The organism is Clavibacter michiganensis subsp. insidiosus, from assembly GCF_002240565.1.
GTDB lineage: Bacteria > Actinomycetota > Actinomycetes > Actinomycetales > Microbacteriaceae > Clavibacter > Clavibacter insidiosus.
Genome location: NZ_MZMO01000001.1, coordinates 1,133,254 through 1,149,948, shown reverse-complemented (window position 1 = coordinate 1,149,948; position 16,695 = coordinate 1,133,254). Strand labels below are relative to the sequence as shown.

At 73.7% G+C, this 16,695-nt stretch carries 14 protein-coding genes; 6 read left to right on the top strand and 8 right to left on the bottom strand.

Annotated elements, in window-relative coordinates; all coding sequences use genetic code 11:
* Window positions 1–50 precede the first annotated feature (50 nt).
* Both B5P21_RS05795 and mca read right to left on the bottom strand, forming a co-directional pair.
* Window positions 51–401, bottom strand: coding sequence for a hypothetical protein (locus B5P21_RS05795; protein WP_045528782.1), 351 nt, complete (start codon window positions 399–401; stop codon window positions 51–53).
* A complete protein-coding gene (gene mca / locus B5P21_RS05790) occupies window positions 398–1,279 on the bottom strand; it encodes a mycothiol conjugate amidase Mca (protein ID WP_172457237.1) in 882 nt (293 codons plus the stop codon). Before mca ends, B5P21_RS05795 begins: the two co-directional genes overlap by 4 nt.
* Before the next feature lie 66 nt (window positions 1,280–1,345).
* On the opposite strand from mca, the gene B5P21_RS05785 reads away from it, so the two are divergent.
* Both B5P21_RS05785 and greA read left to right on the top strand, forming a co-directional pair.
* Window positions 1,346–1,828: a DUF4307 domain-containing protein gene (locus B5P21_RS05785; RefSeq protein ID WP_045528784.1), complete on the top strand. Its 483-nt coding sequence runs from the start codon at window positions 1,346–1,348 to the stop codon at window positions 1,826–1,828.
* Window positions 1,829–1,888: 60 nt separating this feature from the next.
* Window positions 1,889–2,377, top strand: a complete 489-nt coding sequence (gene greA / locus B5P21_RS05780) for a transcription elongation factor GreA (protein ID WP_045528786.1) — start codon at window positions 1,889–1,891, stop codon at window positions 2,375–2,377.
* Between the two features lie 81 nt (window positions 2,378–2,458).
* Here greA and ilvA read toward each other — a convergent pair whose 3' ends face one another.
* Together ilvA and B5P21_RS05770 are read right to left on the bottom strand one after the other, a co-directional pair.
* A complete protein-coding gene (gene ilvA, locus B5P21_RS05775; RefSeq protein WP_045528788.1) occupies window positions 2,459–3,835 on the bottom strand; it encodes a threonine ammonia-lyase in 1,377 nt (458 codons plus the stop codon).
* On the bottom strand, window positions 3,832–5,067 hold the full coding sequence (locus B5P21_RS05770; protein ID WP_094170896.1) for an AI-2E family transporter: 1,236 nt from the start codon (window positions 5,065–5,067) through the stop codon (window positions 3,832–3,834). The genes ilvA and B5P21_RS05770 overlap by 4 nt, the downstream gene beginning before the upstream one ends.
* Window positions 5,068–5,166: 99 nt before the next feature.
* Here B5P21_RS05770 and B5P21_RS05765 point away from each other — a divergent pair, with 99 nt between their 5' ends.
* The gene (locus tag B5P21_RS05765) at window positions 5,167–6,405 is read left to right on the top strand and encodes a winged helix-turn-helix domain-containing protein (protein ID WP_094170895.1); all 1,239 of its coding nucleotides are present in this window, start codon (window positions 5,167–5,169) and stop codon (window positions 6,403–6,405) included.
* Window positions 6,402–6,692 (top strand): hypothetical protein, encoded by a 291-nt coding sequence (locus B5P21_RS05760; protein ID WP_045528794.1) that lies wholly within the window; start codon window positions 6,402–6,404, stop codon window positions 6,690–6,692. Before B5P21_RS05765 ends, B5P21_RS05760 begins: the two co-directional genes overlap by 4 nt.
* Before the next feature lie 10 nt (window positions 6,693–6,702).
* On the opposite strand, the gene B5P21_RS05755 is transcribed toward B5P21_RS05760, so the two are convergent.
* Together B5P21_RS05755 and B5P21_RS05750 are read right to left on the bottom strand one after the other, a co-directional pair.
* Window positions 6,703–7,269, bottom strand: a complete 567-nt coding sequence (locus B5P21_RS05755) for a LemA family protein (RefSeq protein ID WP_094170894.1) — start codon at window positions 7,267–7,269, stop codon at window positions 6,703–6,705.
* A 93-nt stretch (window positions 7,270–7,362) separates the two neighbouring features.
* Window positions 7,363–8,781: a glycoside hydrolase family 1 protein gene (locus B5P21_RS05750; protein ID WP_045528798.1), complete on the bottom strand. Its 1,419-nt coding sequence runs from the start codon at window positions 8,779–8,781 to the stop codon at window positions 7,363–7,365.
* Between the two features lie 312 nt (window positions 8,782–9,093).
* Here B5P21_RS05750 and B5P21_RS05745 point away from each other — a divergent pair, with 312 nt between their 5' ends.
* The gene (locus B5P21_RS05745; protein WP_236688683.1) at window positions 9,094–11,295 is read left to right on the top strand and encodes a hypothetical protein; all 2,202 of its coding nucleotides are present in this window, start codon (window positions 9,094–9,096) and stop codon (window positions 11,293–11,295) included.
* A 125-nt stretch (window positions 11,296–11,420) separates the two neighbouring features.
* Window positions 11,421–12,863, top strand: a complete 1,443-nt coding sequence (locus tag B5P21_RS05740) for an amino acid permease (protein ID WP_045528802.1) — start codon at window positions 11,421–11,423, stop codon at window positions 12,861–12,863.
* 88 nt (window positions 12,864–12,951) lie between these two features.
* On the opposite strand, the gene B5P21_RS05735 is transcribed toward B5P21_RS05740, so the two are convergent.
* On the bottom strand, window positions 12,952–13,893 hold the full coding sequence (locus B5P21_RS05735) for a ferritin-like domain-containing protein (RefSeq protein ID WP_045528804.1): 942 nt from the start codon (window positions 13,891–13,893) through the stop codon (window positions 12,952–12,954).
* Between the two features lie 183 nt (window positions 13,894–14,076).
* Entirely contained in the window at window positions 14,077–16,686 is a 2,610-nt protein-coding gene (gene opgC / locus B5P21_RS05730; RefSeq protein WP_246865252.1) for an OpgC domain-containing protein, read from the bottom strand.
* Between the last annotated feature and the right edge of the window lie 9 nt (window positions 16,687–16,695).

The window sequence follows — 16,695 nt, the reverse complement described above, 5'->3', positions numbered from 1 at the left end:
CCGGCGTCCCCCCTATGGGGGACGCCGGCCGTCGGCGGGAGGGGCGTCGCTCAGCCGCGCGGCGGACCTGCGGGATCGTCCGGATCCGCGGTGCCGTCGTCGTCCGCGGCCGTCGGGCCCGGCATGCGGATGTCGCGCTCCGGCGCCGCGTCGCGCGCGAGGTCGGCCTCGAGCTTCTCCGCCTCGAGCCGGCCGCGGATCTCCTCGCGGTAGCGCGTGCGGCGGATCCGGCGGGTCATGTCGACCATGAGCAGCAGCACCACCACGGCGACGAAGAAGATCGCGATGAAGCCGATGGGGCCGGGCGAGACGGTGTCGGGGTCGAACTCCGCGGTCGGCGTGGGGCTCGGCGTCGTGGTGACGGCGGTCGCGAGACGGAGGGCGAGGTCGGCGCCCCTCACGCGCGGGCCGCCTCGTCCTCGTCGACGATGCCGGCGAAGAGGTCGTGCTCCTCGTCCGGCGCGTCGACGCGCGACTCCACGAGCTGGAAGTCCTCGAACGGCCACGCCCGCTGCTGCAGGTCTCGCGGCCAGCGGAAGAACGTGCTGTCGGGCGCGACCTGGCTCGCGTGGGAGAGGAGCGCGCGGTCGCGGGCCTCGAAGTGGTCGGCGACGTGGACGTGCGTGGTGGCGAGGTCGGGCCGGTCGCCCATCCAGCCGAGCATCTCGTCCACGGCCTCGAGCATCTCGGGGGCCGCGTCGGTGGCGACCAGGTGCTCGCGCACGGCGCGGAGCTTGGCGCCGTTGAAGATCCGGTCGAAGTAGAGCTTGGAGATCTCCCACGGCTCGCCGGCGTCGGGGTAGGAGCCGGCGACGCCGGACTCGCGCCAGGCCTCCATCGCGATCACGTGCGCCTGGATGTGGTCGGGGTGCGGGTAGCCGCCGTTCTCGTCGTAGGCCACGAGCACGTGCGGCCGGAACGCGCGCACGAGGCGGATGAGCGGCTCGGCCGACACCTCCACCGGGATGCTCGCGAAGGCCGCGGGCGGCAGCGAGCCGTCCTCGCGCGCCATGCCCGAGTCGACGTAGCCCAGCCAGCGGTGCTGCACGCCCATGACGGCCTGCGCGCGCGCCATCTCGATGCGGCGGAGACCCGGCAGGTCGCGCTCGGCCATCGCGCGCTCGGCGAGGCCCTCGTTGAGGATGTCGCCCGCCTCGCCGCCCGTGCAGCTGACGACCATGATCTCGGCGCCCTGGTGCGTGTAGTGGGTGTAGGTCGCCGCGCCCTTGCTGGACTCGTCGTCGGGGTGGGCGTGCACGGCCATGAGGCGCAGGGTCACGGGGCTCCAAGGGTGGGGAAGGTAGTCTGGATCCATAGAGTACAAGGTGCGTGTGAGGAGATCGCCGTGACGACCGAGTCCCGCTCCCCCGCACCCGCGGGCCTGCACGCGGACGACGACGAGACCGTCGAGCACCGCGTCGTCGCGCCCCGATCGACGCCCGCGCTCGACGAGCGGTACGGCCGCACCCGACCCGCCCGCATCCGCCAGCGCTGGCTGTACGGCACGGCCGGCTGCCTCGTCGCGCTGGTGTTCGGCGCGTGGGTGCTGTGGGCCGGTCTCGACCAGGCGTCGGGATCCATCGACGCCACCGACCGCGCGTTCGACATCGTCGACGACCGCACCATCGACGTCACGTTCTCCGTCGTCATGCCCGCCGGCACCCAGGCCTTCTGCGCGGTGCAGGCGCAGGACGAGCAGCGCTCCATCGTCGGCTGGAAGGTCGTCGAGCTGCCGGCGCAGGACGGGTTCGAGCGCATGGAGACGGTGCGCCTCCGCACCACCGGTCCCGCGGTGACCGGGTTGATCCACAGCTGCTGGCCCGCCTAGAGTGGGGGATTCGCCTCGACGGTTCCGTCGGGGCGTCCGTGCGAGTGCAAGGAGTCCATCGTGGCGCAGGAGCAGGCAGTCACCTGGCTGACCCAGGAGGCGTTCGACCGCCTCAGCAGGGAGCTCGACACCCTCAGCGTGCAGGGCCGCGAGGAGATCGCGAAGAAGATCGAGATCGCCCGCGAGGAGGGCGACCTCAAGGAGAACGGCGGCTACCACGCCGCCAAGGAGGAACAGGGCAAGATCGAGGCCCGCATCCGCCAGCTCACCCAGCTGCTGCGGACGGCCGAGGTCGGCGACGCCCCGGAGAGCCACGGCGTCGTGGAGCCCGGCACGGTCGTCACCGCGCTCATCGCGGGCGACGAGACCAAGTTCCTGCTCGGCAACCGCGAGATCGCGGGCGACAGCGACCTCGACGTCTACAGCGAGCAGTCGCCGCTCGGCGCCGCGATCATCGGCTGGGAGGTCGGGCAGAAGGGCGCGTACATCGCGCCGAACGGCCGCGAGATCCCGGTCGAGATCCAGGCCGTGGAGAACTACACGCCGTAGCGCGCGCCCGCACGACGAGAGGGGACGCGGACCGCACGGTCCGCGTCCCCTCTCTCGTGGTCCGGGCTACCGGCCGGGGCGTCAGTCGCGCTGGAGGCGCGGGTCGTAGCCGGCCTCGCGGAGGCGCTGGACGACCTCGCCCGTGTGCTCGGGTCCGCGCGTCTCCACGCTCACCTCGAGCTCGACCTCGCTGATCTGCAGCCCGCGGCCGTGGCGCGTGTGCAGCACCTCGACGACGTTCGCGTTCGCCTCCGAGATGACCTGCGAGGTGCGCGCGAGCTGGCCCGGGCGGTCGGGCAGCATGATCCGCAGCTTCACGTAGCGGTCACTCGCGGCGAGGCCGCGGCTGATGACGCGCTCCATCATGAGCGGGTCGATGTTGCCGCCGGAGAGGATCACGACGGTGCGGCCGGCGTCCTTCACCAGACCGGCGAGGAGCGCCGCGACGCCGACGGCGCCCGCGGGCTCGACCACGAGCTTGGCGCGCTCGAGCAGCAGGAGCAGGGCGCGCGCGGTGTCGTCGTCCTCGACCGTGACGACCTCGTCGACGCTCTCGCGGATGATGTCGAAGTTCAGCAGGCCCGGCTTCGCGACCGCGATGCCGTCGGCGATCGTGGGCGTGATCTCGATCTCGGTCGCGCGGCCCGCGGCCAGGGACGGCGGGTAGGCGGCGGCGTTCCGCGCCTGCACGCCGATGACGCGGATCGTGCGGCCCTCCTCGGCGGCGCGGAGCTTGAGCGCGGTCGCGACGCCGGAGATGAGCCCGCCGCCGCCGATCGGGACGACGACCGTCTCGACGTCGGGCGTCTGGTCGAGGATCTCGAGGCCGAGCGTGGCCTGGCCCGTGATGACGTCCTCGTGGTCGAACGGCGGGATGAGCACGGCGCCCGTCTGCGCGGCGAACTCGGCGGCGGCGAGCAGCGGCTCGGCGACCGTGTGCCCCCGGAGGATGACCTCGGCGCCGTACTGGCGCGTGGCCTGCAGCTTCGGGAGCGCGACGCCCGTGGGCATGAAGATCGTGGCGCGGATCCCGAGCTCGCGCGCCGCGAACGCGACGCCCTGCGCGTGGTTGCCGGCCGAGGCCGCCACGACGCCGCGCGCCTTCTCCTCGTCGGTGAGGCGCGAGATCCGGTTGTAGGCGCCGCGGATCTTGTAGGACCCGGTGCGCTGGAGGTTCTCGCACTTGAGGTGCACGGGGCTGCCGAGGATCTCCGCGAGGAACCGGGAGGACTCCATGGGCGTGACCTCGGCGACGCGGCTGACGACCTCTCGCGCGGCCTCGATGCGCGCGAGCGTGGGCGCGGATCCCCGGGGCAGCTCCCCGGCGAGCGCCGCGACGTCCTCCCCCAGCTGCGACGGGTCGAGCTCGTCGCCGACGGCGCGCAGGTGCGGCAGGTCGGCGTGCGGCGCGGCGGCGGCCTCTTCGGCGGGGGTCCGGGCGGGTGCGGCGTCGGTCATCGGGTGGGCTTCCTCGGGTTCGGGCGGCGGGTGGCGTGCGCGGCGTCGGCGGGGACCGCGGGAGGCGGCGGCTCGGGTTGCCCGCGCCACGCCCCGCTGGCGACGTGCTTGGCCATGGAGTTGAGGGTGGCGACGAGCGGCACGGCGAAGAACGTGCCGGCGATGCCGCCGACCATGCCGCCTGCCGCGACGGAGAGCACGACCGCGAGGGGGTGCACCTTGACGACCGACCCCATGATGAGCGGCTGCAGGATGTGCCCCTCGATCTGCTGCACGGCCAACACGATCACGACCATGATGAGCGCCTGCGTCAGACCGTTGTAGACGAGCGCCACGAACACGGCGAGCGTGCCCGTGACGACCGCGCCGACGATCGGGATGAACGAGCCGAGGAACACGAGCACGCCGATGGGGATCGCGAGCGGCACCCCGATGATCGCGGCGCCCCCGGCGATGCCGACCGCGTCGATGAGCGCGACGAGCACCTGCACCTTCACGAAGTTCTGCAGAGTGGTCCAGCCGGCCTTGCCCGCGCCGTCGACCGCGGGACGCGCGAGCCGCGGGAAGAGCCGCACGACCCAGCGCCACATGCCCGCGCCGTCGATGAGGATGAAGAGCGTCGAGAACAGCACGAGCAGCACGCCCGTGAGCACGTGGCCGAGCGACGACGTGACGGAGAGGGCGCCGCTGAGGAGCGCCCCCGCGTCCCGCTGCACGGCGTCGACCGCCTGCGCGTACGCGTCGTTGAGCTGCTGCTCGGACAGCTGGAGCGGCCCGTCGGTGAGGAAGCCGCGGAGGTCGGCGTAGCGCGTGAGGGTCTGCGCGCGGAGGGAGTCGTACTGGCCGATGATCTGCGTCGTCACGAGGTAGACGAGGGCGCCGACCGCGACGATGACGCCGATCTCGGAGATCGCCACGGCCAGCCACTTGGGCACGTGGTGGCGCTGCATCCACTGGGAGATGGGCACGAGCAGGGCCGCGAGGACGATGGCGAGGAACAGCGGGATGACCACGTACTCCAGCTGGATCACGAGCCACGCGACGACCCCGAGCACGCCGAGGATGAGGAGCAGCCGCCAGGCCCACGCGCCCGCGATGACCATGCCGGGCGGCACCGTCTCGGCGACGGTGCGCGCGACGGGCTGGACGGAGTCGATGTCGGGCTCGGCGGGCCGCTCGGCCGCGCGGGCGGCTGCCGCGGCGCGCGCACGGGATCGCTGGCCGAAGATCATGCTGGGAGTCTAGGACGGGGTTCCCGTGCGGCCGCTCCCCGCCGGGCCGGTGCCGCCCGCCCCTGCCGCCCGGTCGGGGGTCGCCGCTAGCGTCGCAGCATGGTCGACACCGTCTCCCCCGCCCTCGCCCGACGCGTGGCCCTGGCGGCGCAGGGGCTCGGCCGGCCGCTCGCCGACGCGGCGGGCACGCGTCGCCTGGCCGCGGAGATCCGGCGCCTCGGCCTGCTGCAGATCGACTCCGTCAACGTCTTCGAGCGCAGCCACCACCTGCCCGTGCTCGCCCGCGTCGGGCCGTACGACCGCGCGGCGCTCGACCGGATGCTGTTCGGCGGCGGCGGCGCGTACACCGAGTACTGGGCGCACCAGGCCGCCGTGCTCCCCGTCGACGACCTGCCGCTGTTCGGATGGCGGATGGAGGCGGAGCGCGAACGACGCACGCGACCGGGATCCTGGGCTCTCGAGCACGCACCGCTGATCGCGGAGGTGCGGGCCGAGCTCGCCCGTACGGGGCCGGTGCCCGCGAGCGCGATCGAGCACGAGTCCAACGTCCGCACGGGTCCGTGGTGGGGCTGGTCGGACGTGAAGCGGGCACTGGAGGCGATGTTCGCGTGGGGCGAGATCGCGAGCGCCGGGCGGCGCGGGTTCGAGCGGGTCTACGGGCTCGCGGAGGACGTGCTGCCGGCCGCGGTGCGCGAGCGCGAGGTGCCGGAGGAGGACGCCGTGCGCGAGCTCGTGCGCCGCGCCGCCGTCGCGCACGGCATCGGCACCGCCGCCGATCTCGGCGACTACCACCGGCTGCCCCGCGCCGCGACGGACCGCGCCCTCCGCGACCTCGCCGACGCGGGCGAGGTGCTGCCCGTGACCGTGCCCGGGTGGGAGGGGCGCGGGAAGCCGCTGCCCGTGTGGCTGCACCGGGACGCGCGGCTGCCCCGGCGGATCCGCGGCGAGGCCCTGCTCTCCCCCTTCGACCCCGTCGTGTGGTTCCGCGAGCGCGCGCTGCGCCTCTTCGACCTGCACTACCGGATCGAGATCTACACGCCGGCGGCGCAGCGCGTGCACGGCTACTACGTGCTGCCGGTGCTGGTCGACGACGAGATCGTCGCCCGGGTGGACCTCAAGAGCGACCGGCAGGCGGGCCTGCTGCGCGTGCAGGCGTCGTGGATCGAGGGACGGCACGATCCCGCGACGGTCGCCGAGCGCATCGCGCCGCTGCTCGAGCGCGCCGCCGCGTGGCAGGGGCTGGAGCGCGTGGGGGTAGTGGACCGCGGCACGCTCGCGCCGGCGCTGCGGGCGCACCTGCCGGCCGTGGCGGCCGCGGCGTCGGGAGGGACCCCGTGACGGGCTTCCCGGCGACGCACGCGCTCGGCCGGATCGACGTGGTCGACCTCGACGACGCGCCGGTCTTCAGCCGCGACGTGCCGCTCGACGCGCAGGCCCTCCAGGCGGCCTGGCCGGTGTTCGAGGCGGGCTTCGACGCGCTGCGCGGGCGCCGGATGATGGGCCTCGTGCACGAGACCGACCGCGTGTACCGCATGGCCGGTCGCCCGCACATCGAGCAGTACCGGCGTGCGGGCGAGATCGACTGCCTCGTCCCGATCCGCCCGGCGGGCTCGCCGGCCGGGTGAGCCGCGGCCGCTAGAACTGCACGCGGGGCGGCTCGGCGATGGACGCGAGGCTCGAGACCTCGTAGAAGTCCCGCTCGCCGAAGCCCAGCCCGCGCACGAAGAGCGTGTTCGGGAACTGCGTGATCTTGGTGTTGAGCTCGCGCACGCCGCCGTTGTAGAAGCGGCGCGACGCCTGGATCCGGTCCTCGGTGTCCACCAGCTCGCCCTGCAGCTGCAGGAACGTCTGGCTCGTCTGCAGCTGCGGGTACGCCTCGGCGACCGCGAACAGCGACTTCATCGCGCCCTGCAGGTGCGCCTCGGCGGAGCTGGCCTCCGCGGGGCTCGCCGCGCTGATCGTCTCGGTGCGCGCGGACGCCACCTTCTCGAACACCTTCTGCTCGTGGGTGGCGTAGCCCTTGACCGACTCGATGATGGTCGGCAGCAGGTCCGCGCGCCTCTTCAGCTGCACCGTGATGTCGCTCCACGCCTCGTCCACGCGGACGTTCAGGGTGACGAGGGCGTTGTACGTGGCCCAGAGGTAGATGCCGACGAGAACTGCCAGGAGCACGACGACTCCGAGCGCGATCCACAATTCCATGCTCCGGATCCTACGCGCGGGGCTGGGGAGGACCCGGGGCGATCGGGGCCCGCGCACCCGTTCTGGGGGCGTCGACGCGTCCGCGCGTCCGGGTCAGCCGCGCTCGCGCAGCGTGTCGCGGAGGAAGCGGTACGAGGAGCGGGGCGTGCGGTCGCCGGTGCACGGATCCACGTGCACGAGGCCGCGCGGCGCTTGGCGCCCGGCCTCCCACTCGAAGCCGTCGAGCAGGCTGCCCGCGACGACGGCCTCGAGACGCACGCCCTCCGCGGGCCCGCCCGGCCCGACGGCGGCGAGCGCCTGCACGAGGTGGTCGGAGATCGCGTGCGCGCGGCGCGGATCCCGGCGGGAGCCGTCGCGGTCGTCGACCTGCTCGGGGTGCGCGGCGTCGAGGCCCGCGAGCACGACGGGCGGCAGGGCGTCGCCGTAGCGCGCGCGGAGGTCGGCGAGCACGACGGGCACGACGTCGGGCACGACGGGGTGCCCGTCGAGGGAGGCGGGGTGGTCGGTCCAGGGCAGCTCGGCGAACGGGATCGCGGTGGATCCGGCGACGAGGCGTGGCACGGCGGCGACGCGGATCGGGTCGGCGAGCGCGACGCCGTAGTGGTCGAGCGGCTGGCCGATGGAGCGGAGGTCGGCCGGATCCACGCGCCCGAGCCGCTCGAAGGCCTCCGCGTGCGGGCCGGCGAGGTCCGGGTAGCGGCCGAGGAGCACGGCGTCGGCGAAGAGGTCCTGGTGCAGGGCGCGCGCCACGACGGCGGCGGCGCGGTCGTCGTCGTCCCCGGAGGCGGCCTCGACCACGCGGTGCGCGTTCACGATGCCGACGCGGGCCGCGGAGCTCGCCCCGCGGATCGCCTCGACCGCCCGGCCGTGCGCGAGCAGCTGGTGGTGCACGGTGGGGAGCGCATCGAGCCCGAGGCGGGATCCGGGCGCGTGCGTGCCGGCGACGTGGCCGGCCATCGTGGTGAGCGCGGGCGTGCGGAGCGTGACCCAGTCGGGCACGCGGTCGGCGAGCGCCTCGGCGGCGAGGTACGCGAGGTCGCCGAAGCGCAGCGCGGTGTCGCGGTGGAGCCAGCCGCCGCGGTCCTGCAGCTCGACGGGCAGGTCGTGGTCGTGCAGGGCGGCGCGCGGGCGGATCCCCGCGGCCAGCAGCGCGTCGACGAGCTCGTCGTAGAATGCGATGCCCTCGCGGCGGAGTCCCCCGCGCGCCTCCGGCTGGATCCGCGACCACGAGAGGGAGAAGGAGAGCACGTCGGCGCCGAGCTCGGTCGCGAGCGCGACGTCCTCCCGGTACCTCTCCATGTGCCGGGCGCCGCGCTCCGGGTCGCTGCCGTCGGCCACCGCGCCGGGCCGTCGGGCGAACGCGTCCCACACGGACTCGGTTCGGCCGCCCTCGTGCGCGCGGCCCTCGACCTTGGTCGCGCTCGTGCTCACCCCGATGCGCGGGCCGCCCGCGAGCAGACCCGCCAGCTCGGTCGGCGTCGGGCGGTCGGGGGCGGCGTCGCGAGGGGTCACGTCAGCCAGTATCGGGCACCGGGACGGCCACGCCCCGCGCGGCCGGGGAGGGATGCCGTCGGCCACGCCTCCGGCTGCGTGCCCGAGGGGCGCACCGACGACGCACACCGCGCGCCCCGACGCCGGGCATGCGGCGCACAGGTTCCCGTACCACTTCCATCACGGTCGGTGCGTGCGGTTGACACGCCCGGATGCACCCGCCTGAATGGACGCACGGTGCAGCGACTGGCGAGGAACGAGGATCGTCCGTCCACGGGGGGTGGAGCGGGCGGTGTCCGGCGATCCCGCGAGCGGCTCGCCCGCACAGCCTCGGTGCTCCTGCTGCTCGCGGCGCTGACCACGGGCGGCGCGGTCGCCGCCTCCGCCGCCACCGAGACCCCGACCCCCACGCCGAGCCCCGTCCCCTCCGGCGCGCCGGCACCCGCGCCCACGGCGGACACGCCGCCCTTCTCGACCGACGGCGCCGTCGCGGTCACCGGCACGCGACCCGCGGGCGTCGACGTGCAGGTCACCATCGCGAGCGTGCCCGCCGCCGTCGCGCTCCCCTCCTCCACCACCTGGCGCGCCACCGCGACCGGCGTCCCGAACGGGCAGAGCCCCGTGCGCGTCACCGCGGGAGGGCAGGAGGCCACCGCCACGGCGTCCGTCCTGCGGGCTCCCGGCGTCAACAGCTTCTCCGTCGTGACCACCGGGCTCGTCAGCGGCACCGGCTACCCGGGTGCGATCGTCGACGCGCGCTCCGGATCCGCCGCGTGCCGCGCCACCGTCGGCGCCTCGAGCACGTGGGCGTGCCTCCTCGCCCCGCCGCCGCCCTCCGGCACCGGCATCCCCGTCACCGCGACGCAGTCCACGTCGTGGAGCGTGGGGACGCCGGCAGTCGGACGCGGCACGGGCAGCTTCGACACGACGGCGCCGGACGCCGCGGTCATCACGGCGCCCGCGGCCGGCGCCACAGTGGACCCCGCGGGGATCACGATCTCCGGCACCTCCGACGAGGACGGCGCCGTCGTGCGCGCGTACCTCACGGGCTACGGCGACGCGGCGTGCCAGGCGCAGGTCGCCGGCGGCCGCTGGTCGTGCACCACCGGCACGCTGCCGCCCGGGCCGCTCGGGATCACGGCGACGGTCACGGATCCGCTCGGCAACATCAGCACGCTCGCGGCCGAGGTGGACATCACGGTCGCGCAGCCCGCCTCCTCCCCCACGCCGGGCGCGACCACGCCGCCCGCGAGCCCCCGGCCCGAGGCCACCAGCTCGCCCCAGGGCACGCAGGCGGCCCCGGCCCCCGGATCCGGATCCGGCGGCGGGCGTGGCGGCGGCTCGACCGGCAGCGCGCCCGGACCCGACGGCGCACCCGGTCCCGGATCCGCACCCGCCGCCGCCGCGCCCGGCACCTGGAACGCGCCCACGCGCTTCGGCACGTCGCTCCAGCCGCTGCCCGCGGCGTTCACCGACGGCCGCGGTCTCCTCCCCCTGCTCCTCGCGCTCGGCGCGGTGCTCCTCGTGACCCTCCCGGCCCTCCTCCTCCGCGGCGCGCTCGTCGCGCGCTTCGGCGGACGCCACCGCGCGGCAGAGGACGTGACGCGGCTGCGGATCGTCCCGCGCGGCGACGCCGCAGCCCTCACCACCCGGGCCGTGGCCGCGGCCTTCACCGACTCCACCGCGACGACCGGCCAGCTGCGCATCGTGCCGGGCCGGCTCGACTCCGCGCCCATCCCCGTCCCCGCCCGCCGGGAGCCCGCGCCGACGCTCCTCGGATCCCGTCCCGCCCGCGAGCCTGGCCGCGCCGGTCGCTGGGGTGCCGCCGCGGCGGCCCTCGCCCTGGCCGCCGCGCTGGCCGCGCTGTCGCTGCCCGTGGGATCCGACCCCAACGCCGTGCGCCTCTTCCTCGCGGCCCTCGTGGGCCTCGCCGTCGTCAACGGCGTCGGCGTGGTCGCCGTCGCCGCGGTGGCCGGCCGCGTCGGCGCCGGACCCGCCCGCGTGCGCGCCGTGCCCGCCCTCCTCGTGCTCTCGGCGACCGCCGTGCTCGCGTCGCGCGCGTTCAGCCTCGCCCCGCCCATCGTGATCGGCCAGGTCCTCGGCATCGTGGCCGACGACCGCGACGACCGGTCCCGCGCCCGCCTCGCGCTCGTGCAGTCAGGATCGCTCGCGACGCTCGGGCTCGTGGCCTGGATCCTCTACGGCTTCGTCCCCGCCGACGGCGGCATGTGGCCGCAGCTCGCGAACGAGCTGCTCAGCGTCGTCACCCTCGCCTCCCTCAGCTCCGCGGCGCTCGCGCTCGCGCCCGTCTCCCTCGTGCTCGGACGCTCGCTGCTCCTGCGCTCCCTGCCGCTGTGGGCCGTCGTCAGCGTCGCCGTCCTCACGCTCGCGTTCGCCGCGGTCGCGACGACCGCGAGCGGCGTGCCGGCCGAGGTCTGGACCACGGCCCTCGTCGTCTCCGCCGCCTTCGCGGCCGTGAGCGTCGGCGTGTGGCTCTGGATCCGCGTGGTCGAGCCCTCCCTGCAGCGCCTCTAGCAGCCGCCCCCGCCGCTGTCCCCCTGCCGCGCCGCACCTGGTGCGGATCGTCGGCCGAGGCCAGTCCGTCGCCGGCTCCGGCGGCCTCGACCAGGCCCGCGCGGCCCCGACGGCAGGAGTCCTGCATGAGCACATCGAGCACGTCCCTCTGGGCGGCGCTCACGCGGCGGAAGCCCGTGGATGCCATCGAGGCGGAGCCCGGCGCGGCCGCGGAGGAAGGCGGCCTCACCCGCTCGCTCGGCCTCTGGCAGCTGACCGCGATCGGCGTGGGCGGCATCATCGGCACCGGCATCTTCACGCTCGCCGGCACCGTCGCGAACCAGACCGCCGGACCCGCGGTCCTCATCTCCTTCCTCATCGCCGGCATCGCCAGCGCCGCGGCCGCCCTCTCCTACGCGGAGTTCGCGGGCATGATCCCGAAGGCGGGATCCGCGTACACCTACGGCTACGCGGCCCTCGGCGAGATCGTCGGCTGGTTCATCGGCTGGGACCTGCTGCTGGAGTACACCGCCATCGTCGGCGTGGTCGCCATCGGCGTCTCCGGCTACGCGGGCTTCCTCCTCGACCAGTTCGGCGTCGACCTGCCGGCCTGGATGCTCGGCGCGGCCGGCACCGGCGACGGCCACGTGGTCGACCTGTTCGCCGTGATCCTCTGCCTCGGCACCGCGTTCGTCCTCACCCGCGGCATGAAGAGCGTCGGCCGCTTCGAGCTGTACCTCGTGGGCCTCAAGGTGGCGCTGGTGCTGGTGATCGTCGTCATCGGCTTCACGCGGATCACCGGCGCCAACTACCAGCCGTACTTCCCGTTCGGCGCGGCCGGCGTCTTCACCGGCGCCGCCACCGTCTTCTTCGCGGTGTTCGGCTACGACGCGATGAGCACCGCGGCCGAGGAGTCGAAGGACGCCACCAAGCACATGCCGAAGGCGATCCTGCTGTCGCTCGCCATCGCGATGGTGCTCTACGTGCTCGCGACCATCGTGCTCACGGGCATGCAGAGGTACTCGGACATCAATCGCGAGAGCGGCTTCGCGACCGCGTTCGAGTCGGTGGGCCTACCCGCCGTCGCCAACGTGGTGGCCGTCGGCGCCATCGTCAGCGTCGTCACCGTGATGCTCACGTTCATGCTCGGGGCGTCCCGCGTGTGGTTCTCGATGAGCCGCGACGGCCTGCTGCCGAAGTGGTTCGCGGTCACCGACAAGAAGCGCAACGTGCCCACGCGCGTGACGTGGATCATCGGCATCGGCTCGGCCCTGTTCGCGGGCTTCCTGCCCATCACGGTGGTGGCGGAGCTGACGAACATCGGGATCCTGCTGGCCTTCGTGGTGGTGTGCGCGGCCGTCATCGTGCTGCGCTACAAGCGGCCCGAGATCCCGCGGGCGTTCCGGCTGCCGGCCATGCCCGTGGTGCCGATCATCGGCATCGGGTTCTCGCTCTGGCTCGTCTCGTCGCTGCCGTGGGAGACGTGGGTGCGGTTCGCCGTCTGGCTCGTCATCGGCCTCGTGATCTACCTCACCTACTCGCGCCGCAACTCGGTGCTCGCCGCCGACAGCCCGCGCAACCGCGGCTGACGGCCGAAAGGGCAGCCGCACGCACGACCACAGGGGCGCCGCCCACCTCGCGAGGTGGGCGGCGCCCCTGCTGCATGTCGCCTGCGGGCTAGTTCGCGCCGCTGGTGTTGATGCCGCCGTTGACGCCGTTGGGGTAGAACCCGCCCTTGGTCACGGCCTTGTTGTTCAGGTACACGATGTTGAGGACCTGACCGGTCGTGCGGCTGAACGCGATGCCCTTCGCGTCGGTCGGCACCAGGTTGGCGCCGCCCGAGATCGTGATGCCCTGGTCGAGGTCCGTGGACCCGTCGAGGGAGTCGCGCGCGTTCGAGATCGCGTTGGTCGGGGCCGCGAGGCCCTTCGCGAACAGCGACGTGCGGATGATGCCCGCGTGGTACGCCTCGACCGCGAGGATGCCGGCGGCCGCCTCGAGGTACGTCTTGTTCGTGATGAGCGGGGCCGCGCCCTTGTAGGCGGTGACGCCGACGTCCTCGAACACGAACGACGCGAGCAGGAAGTTCTCGTCGCTCGCGAACGCGTCGAACTTCTGGCCCGGCTTGATGAGGCCCGCGGCGGTCGCCGCGGCGGAGAACGCCGAGTCGAGGTCGATCGCGGGACGCGCGACCTTCGCCGAGCCGAGCGCCGAGCGGAGGAACTTGACGTGCGCCTTCTCGTCCTGCGCGATCTCCCGCGCGTACTGGCGGATGGCGTTGTCCTTGAACTGCACCTGGCGACCGCCCGTGACGGCGCCCGGCGTGCCGACGCCGGAGATGTCGTTCGGGACGAGGCCCGCGCCCGTGGAGGCGCGCAGGTAGAACTCGGCCTCGAGGTACTCGAGGTTGAGCGCGAAGTTGAGGACGGCGAGGTCGGTCGCCTGGCCGGAGTCGGCCTCGGCCTGGGCGTCGGCCGCCTGGGCTCCGGTGGCGGGGATGAGGGCCGCGGCGCCGACGCCGAGACCCGCGATGCCCGCGGCGCTGAAGAAGCGGCGACGGTCGAGCGGCGACTGCGCGCTCCGGTCGATGGCCTGGGTGATGAACTTCTTGTCGAACATGGATGAGCTCCCTTGATCGGCGCGTCCGTATCCCAGATACCGAGCGCGAGGTGGTTCGAACGCTAAACGGGTGACAGGCATCCGGATAGAGGCGCGATGCATTGTTCCGCCGGATGTCACGAACCCTTCGGAACGGGGCTCCCCGCGGATTGGCCCGGGGCGCGGAGATCTCCGACACGCGGATCAGGTCGGGATGACCTTGAAGAGCACCTTGCGCGTCACCATGAACCAGATCGCCGCCAGCACGAGGGTGTGGACCACTGCCCTCTGCCAGGGATTCGCCCTGTCGAGGAACGGCAGGCTGCCGACGATCAGCGCGAAGAACACGTGGACGATGAAGACGTAGAGGCTCGCGGATCCGAGCGGCGTGTAGAACCACCCGAACGCACGGTCCACGGGCTTCCACACCCGGGTGAGGAACGTGTACGCGACCACGAGCATGAGCGCGAGGTCGATCAGCCGCCCCGGCTGGAGGAACGTGCGCTGGTACATCGACTCGTACAGCGACGAGTAGAGGCCGTCGGGCACGCCCGGCAGCTGCACGCCGAAGGTGTGGCCGGCCCAGAGCACGGCGAGCGTGCCGACGTACGCGACCAGCAGGATCGTCACGAGCACGCGGCCCACGCGGCCGGTGAGCGCGCGCGTGATCTGCTTCCGGTAGTAGCCGATCACCATGCCGTTGAGGAACGCGACCTGCCACGTGAGCAGCGGGAACACGTCCTCGAACATGGACGGCAGCACGCGGATGTCGAACTGCGCGTTGAGCACGTACGCGGTCCAGCTGGCGATGAGCACGACCCACCACATGCGGCGGCGGAGCAGCCACACGACCGCGGGGACGAGGAGGGTCAGCACCACGAAGAGGCCCATGATGTTGAACACCCACGGGCCCATGCGGAGCAGCAGCAGGTCGCGGATCGCGTACCAGGGCGGCGGGTAGTCGAGCAGGCGCGCGCCGTTCGGGTAGAGGTCGTAGACCTGCCCGGTGGTGACCTTGCCGTCGGCGCCCGTGCCGCGGTCGGTGAACGTGGTGATCACGTCGGTGTCCAGGAACGGCACGAACGTGAGCGCGAAGACGATGACGACCACCGCGATCGCCACGATGTACTGCTTGAACGCGCGCCGCAGGATGGAGACGAGGGCCTTCATCTCGCCGAACTTCTTCACGGCGAGCGGGTAGACCATGCCGAGCACGAGGCCGGACAGCAGCACGAACATCTCGGCGCCCGTGATCGCGCCGATGGCGTTGATGGTGACGTACGAGTACGGGCTCGCGACCTCGATGTGGGTGATGACCACGGCGACGATGGTCCAGCCGCGGAAGAGGTCGAGGCGGCGGTCGCGGGGCGAGTTCTCGTCGGGGTAGCGCCAGCCGGGCTTGAGGCGGCCGATGGGCCCGGAGATCACGAAGAGCAGGAGGAGCACGACCGCGCAGAGCACGATCCAGCCCATCTGCTCGTCCTCGGGCGATCCGGGGTCGCGGTACTGCGCGGTCGCGACGTTGGCCCGCTCCTGGTCGAAGACCTGCGTGACGGGGCCGAGCGTCGCGGTCGCCGGATCCAGGTGCGTGAGGAGCGCGGACGCGACCGTCGTGTCCCCCGTCGCCCGCCAGTCGATGACGGCGCCCTTCGCCTCGGCCTCGGTGCGCTGGAGCTCGCGCCACACGACCATGCCGATGCCGGGGTGGGCCGACCGGATGTCGGCGGAGAGCACCTGGTCCCACCACGCGCTCTTGATGTCGATCTCGGAGGCCCCGTCGGTGCGGGCCGGGTCGTAGAGCGCGCCCGTCTCGATGACGGCGGGCTTGCCGGTGCCCTCGATCCACTCGGCCGCGAAGTCCCGCCCCGCGCCGCCCTGGTCGGAGTAGCCGTACGCGCCCGCGAGCTCGCGGGCGAACTTGTCCTGCTCGGGCACGACGTTCTTCCCGAACTCCTGCTGCGGGATCACCTCGGTGCCGAGGTAGTCCTCGGTCGGCTCCCCGACGGTGAAGTCCTGCTCGGTGCCGAAGTGGGACGCGGACAGCCCCACCCAGTCGACGGCGTCGTCGCCCGGGTAGTACGGCCGGTAGGCGTCGTCGTCCACGTCGACGCGGCCGTTGCCGTCGGTGTCGAGCTCGGCGATGGAGCGGGTGGCGGATCCCTGGGTGAGGCCGTCGGCGGATCCGAACGGGTAGCCGGCCGCGTAGGCGGGCGACCACACGGTGACGGCGCCCGCGTCGGACGCGTGCACGGCGTCGGCGACCTGGCGGAAGGCGGCGACGTACGCGGACGGCTGCTGGCCCCAGGGGGTCCACGAGCCGTTCATCTCGGGGGCGAACCGCACGAGCGCGCGGGAGTCGTAGCGCTCGCGGAGCGCCTCGAGCCGGCCCGTGAGCGCGGTCGCGTCCGCCGCCGTCAGGTCGGCGAGCGGCTTCGTCGGCTCGAGCGTGAGGAAGAGGAGCGATCCCTGCTGCGCGGCCTGCTGCGCGAACTGGTCGAGGTACGTGGCGTCGTCGGATCCGAGCGGGTACCGCACCGACTGGCCGAGCACCGCGGGGGCCGCCCCGAGGCGGTCGGCGTAGCTCTGCGCGTCGTCGGCGGTCCAGTCGATGATGCCGCCGAACCAGGGGACGGCGGGCGCCCGGGTGAGGTCGACCTCGTCCGCCGGTGCCGCGGGCGCGGCGGCCGTCGGAGCGGTGGCGGCCGGTGCGGCGAGCGCCGCCGTCGCCGGGACGACCGCGATCGCGAGCGCCACCATGGCCGCGGCCCAGCCGCCGATCCTGCTCCGCGTGCGCCCGCCCCCGCGTGCCCGCATCCCCCCGCC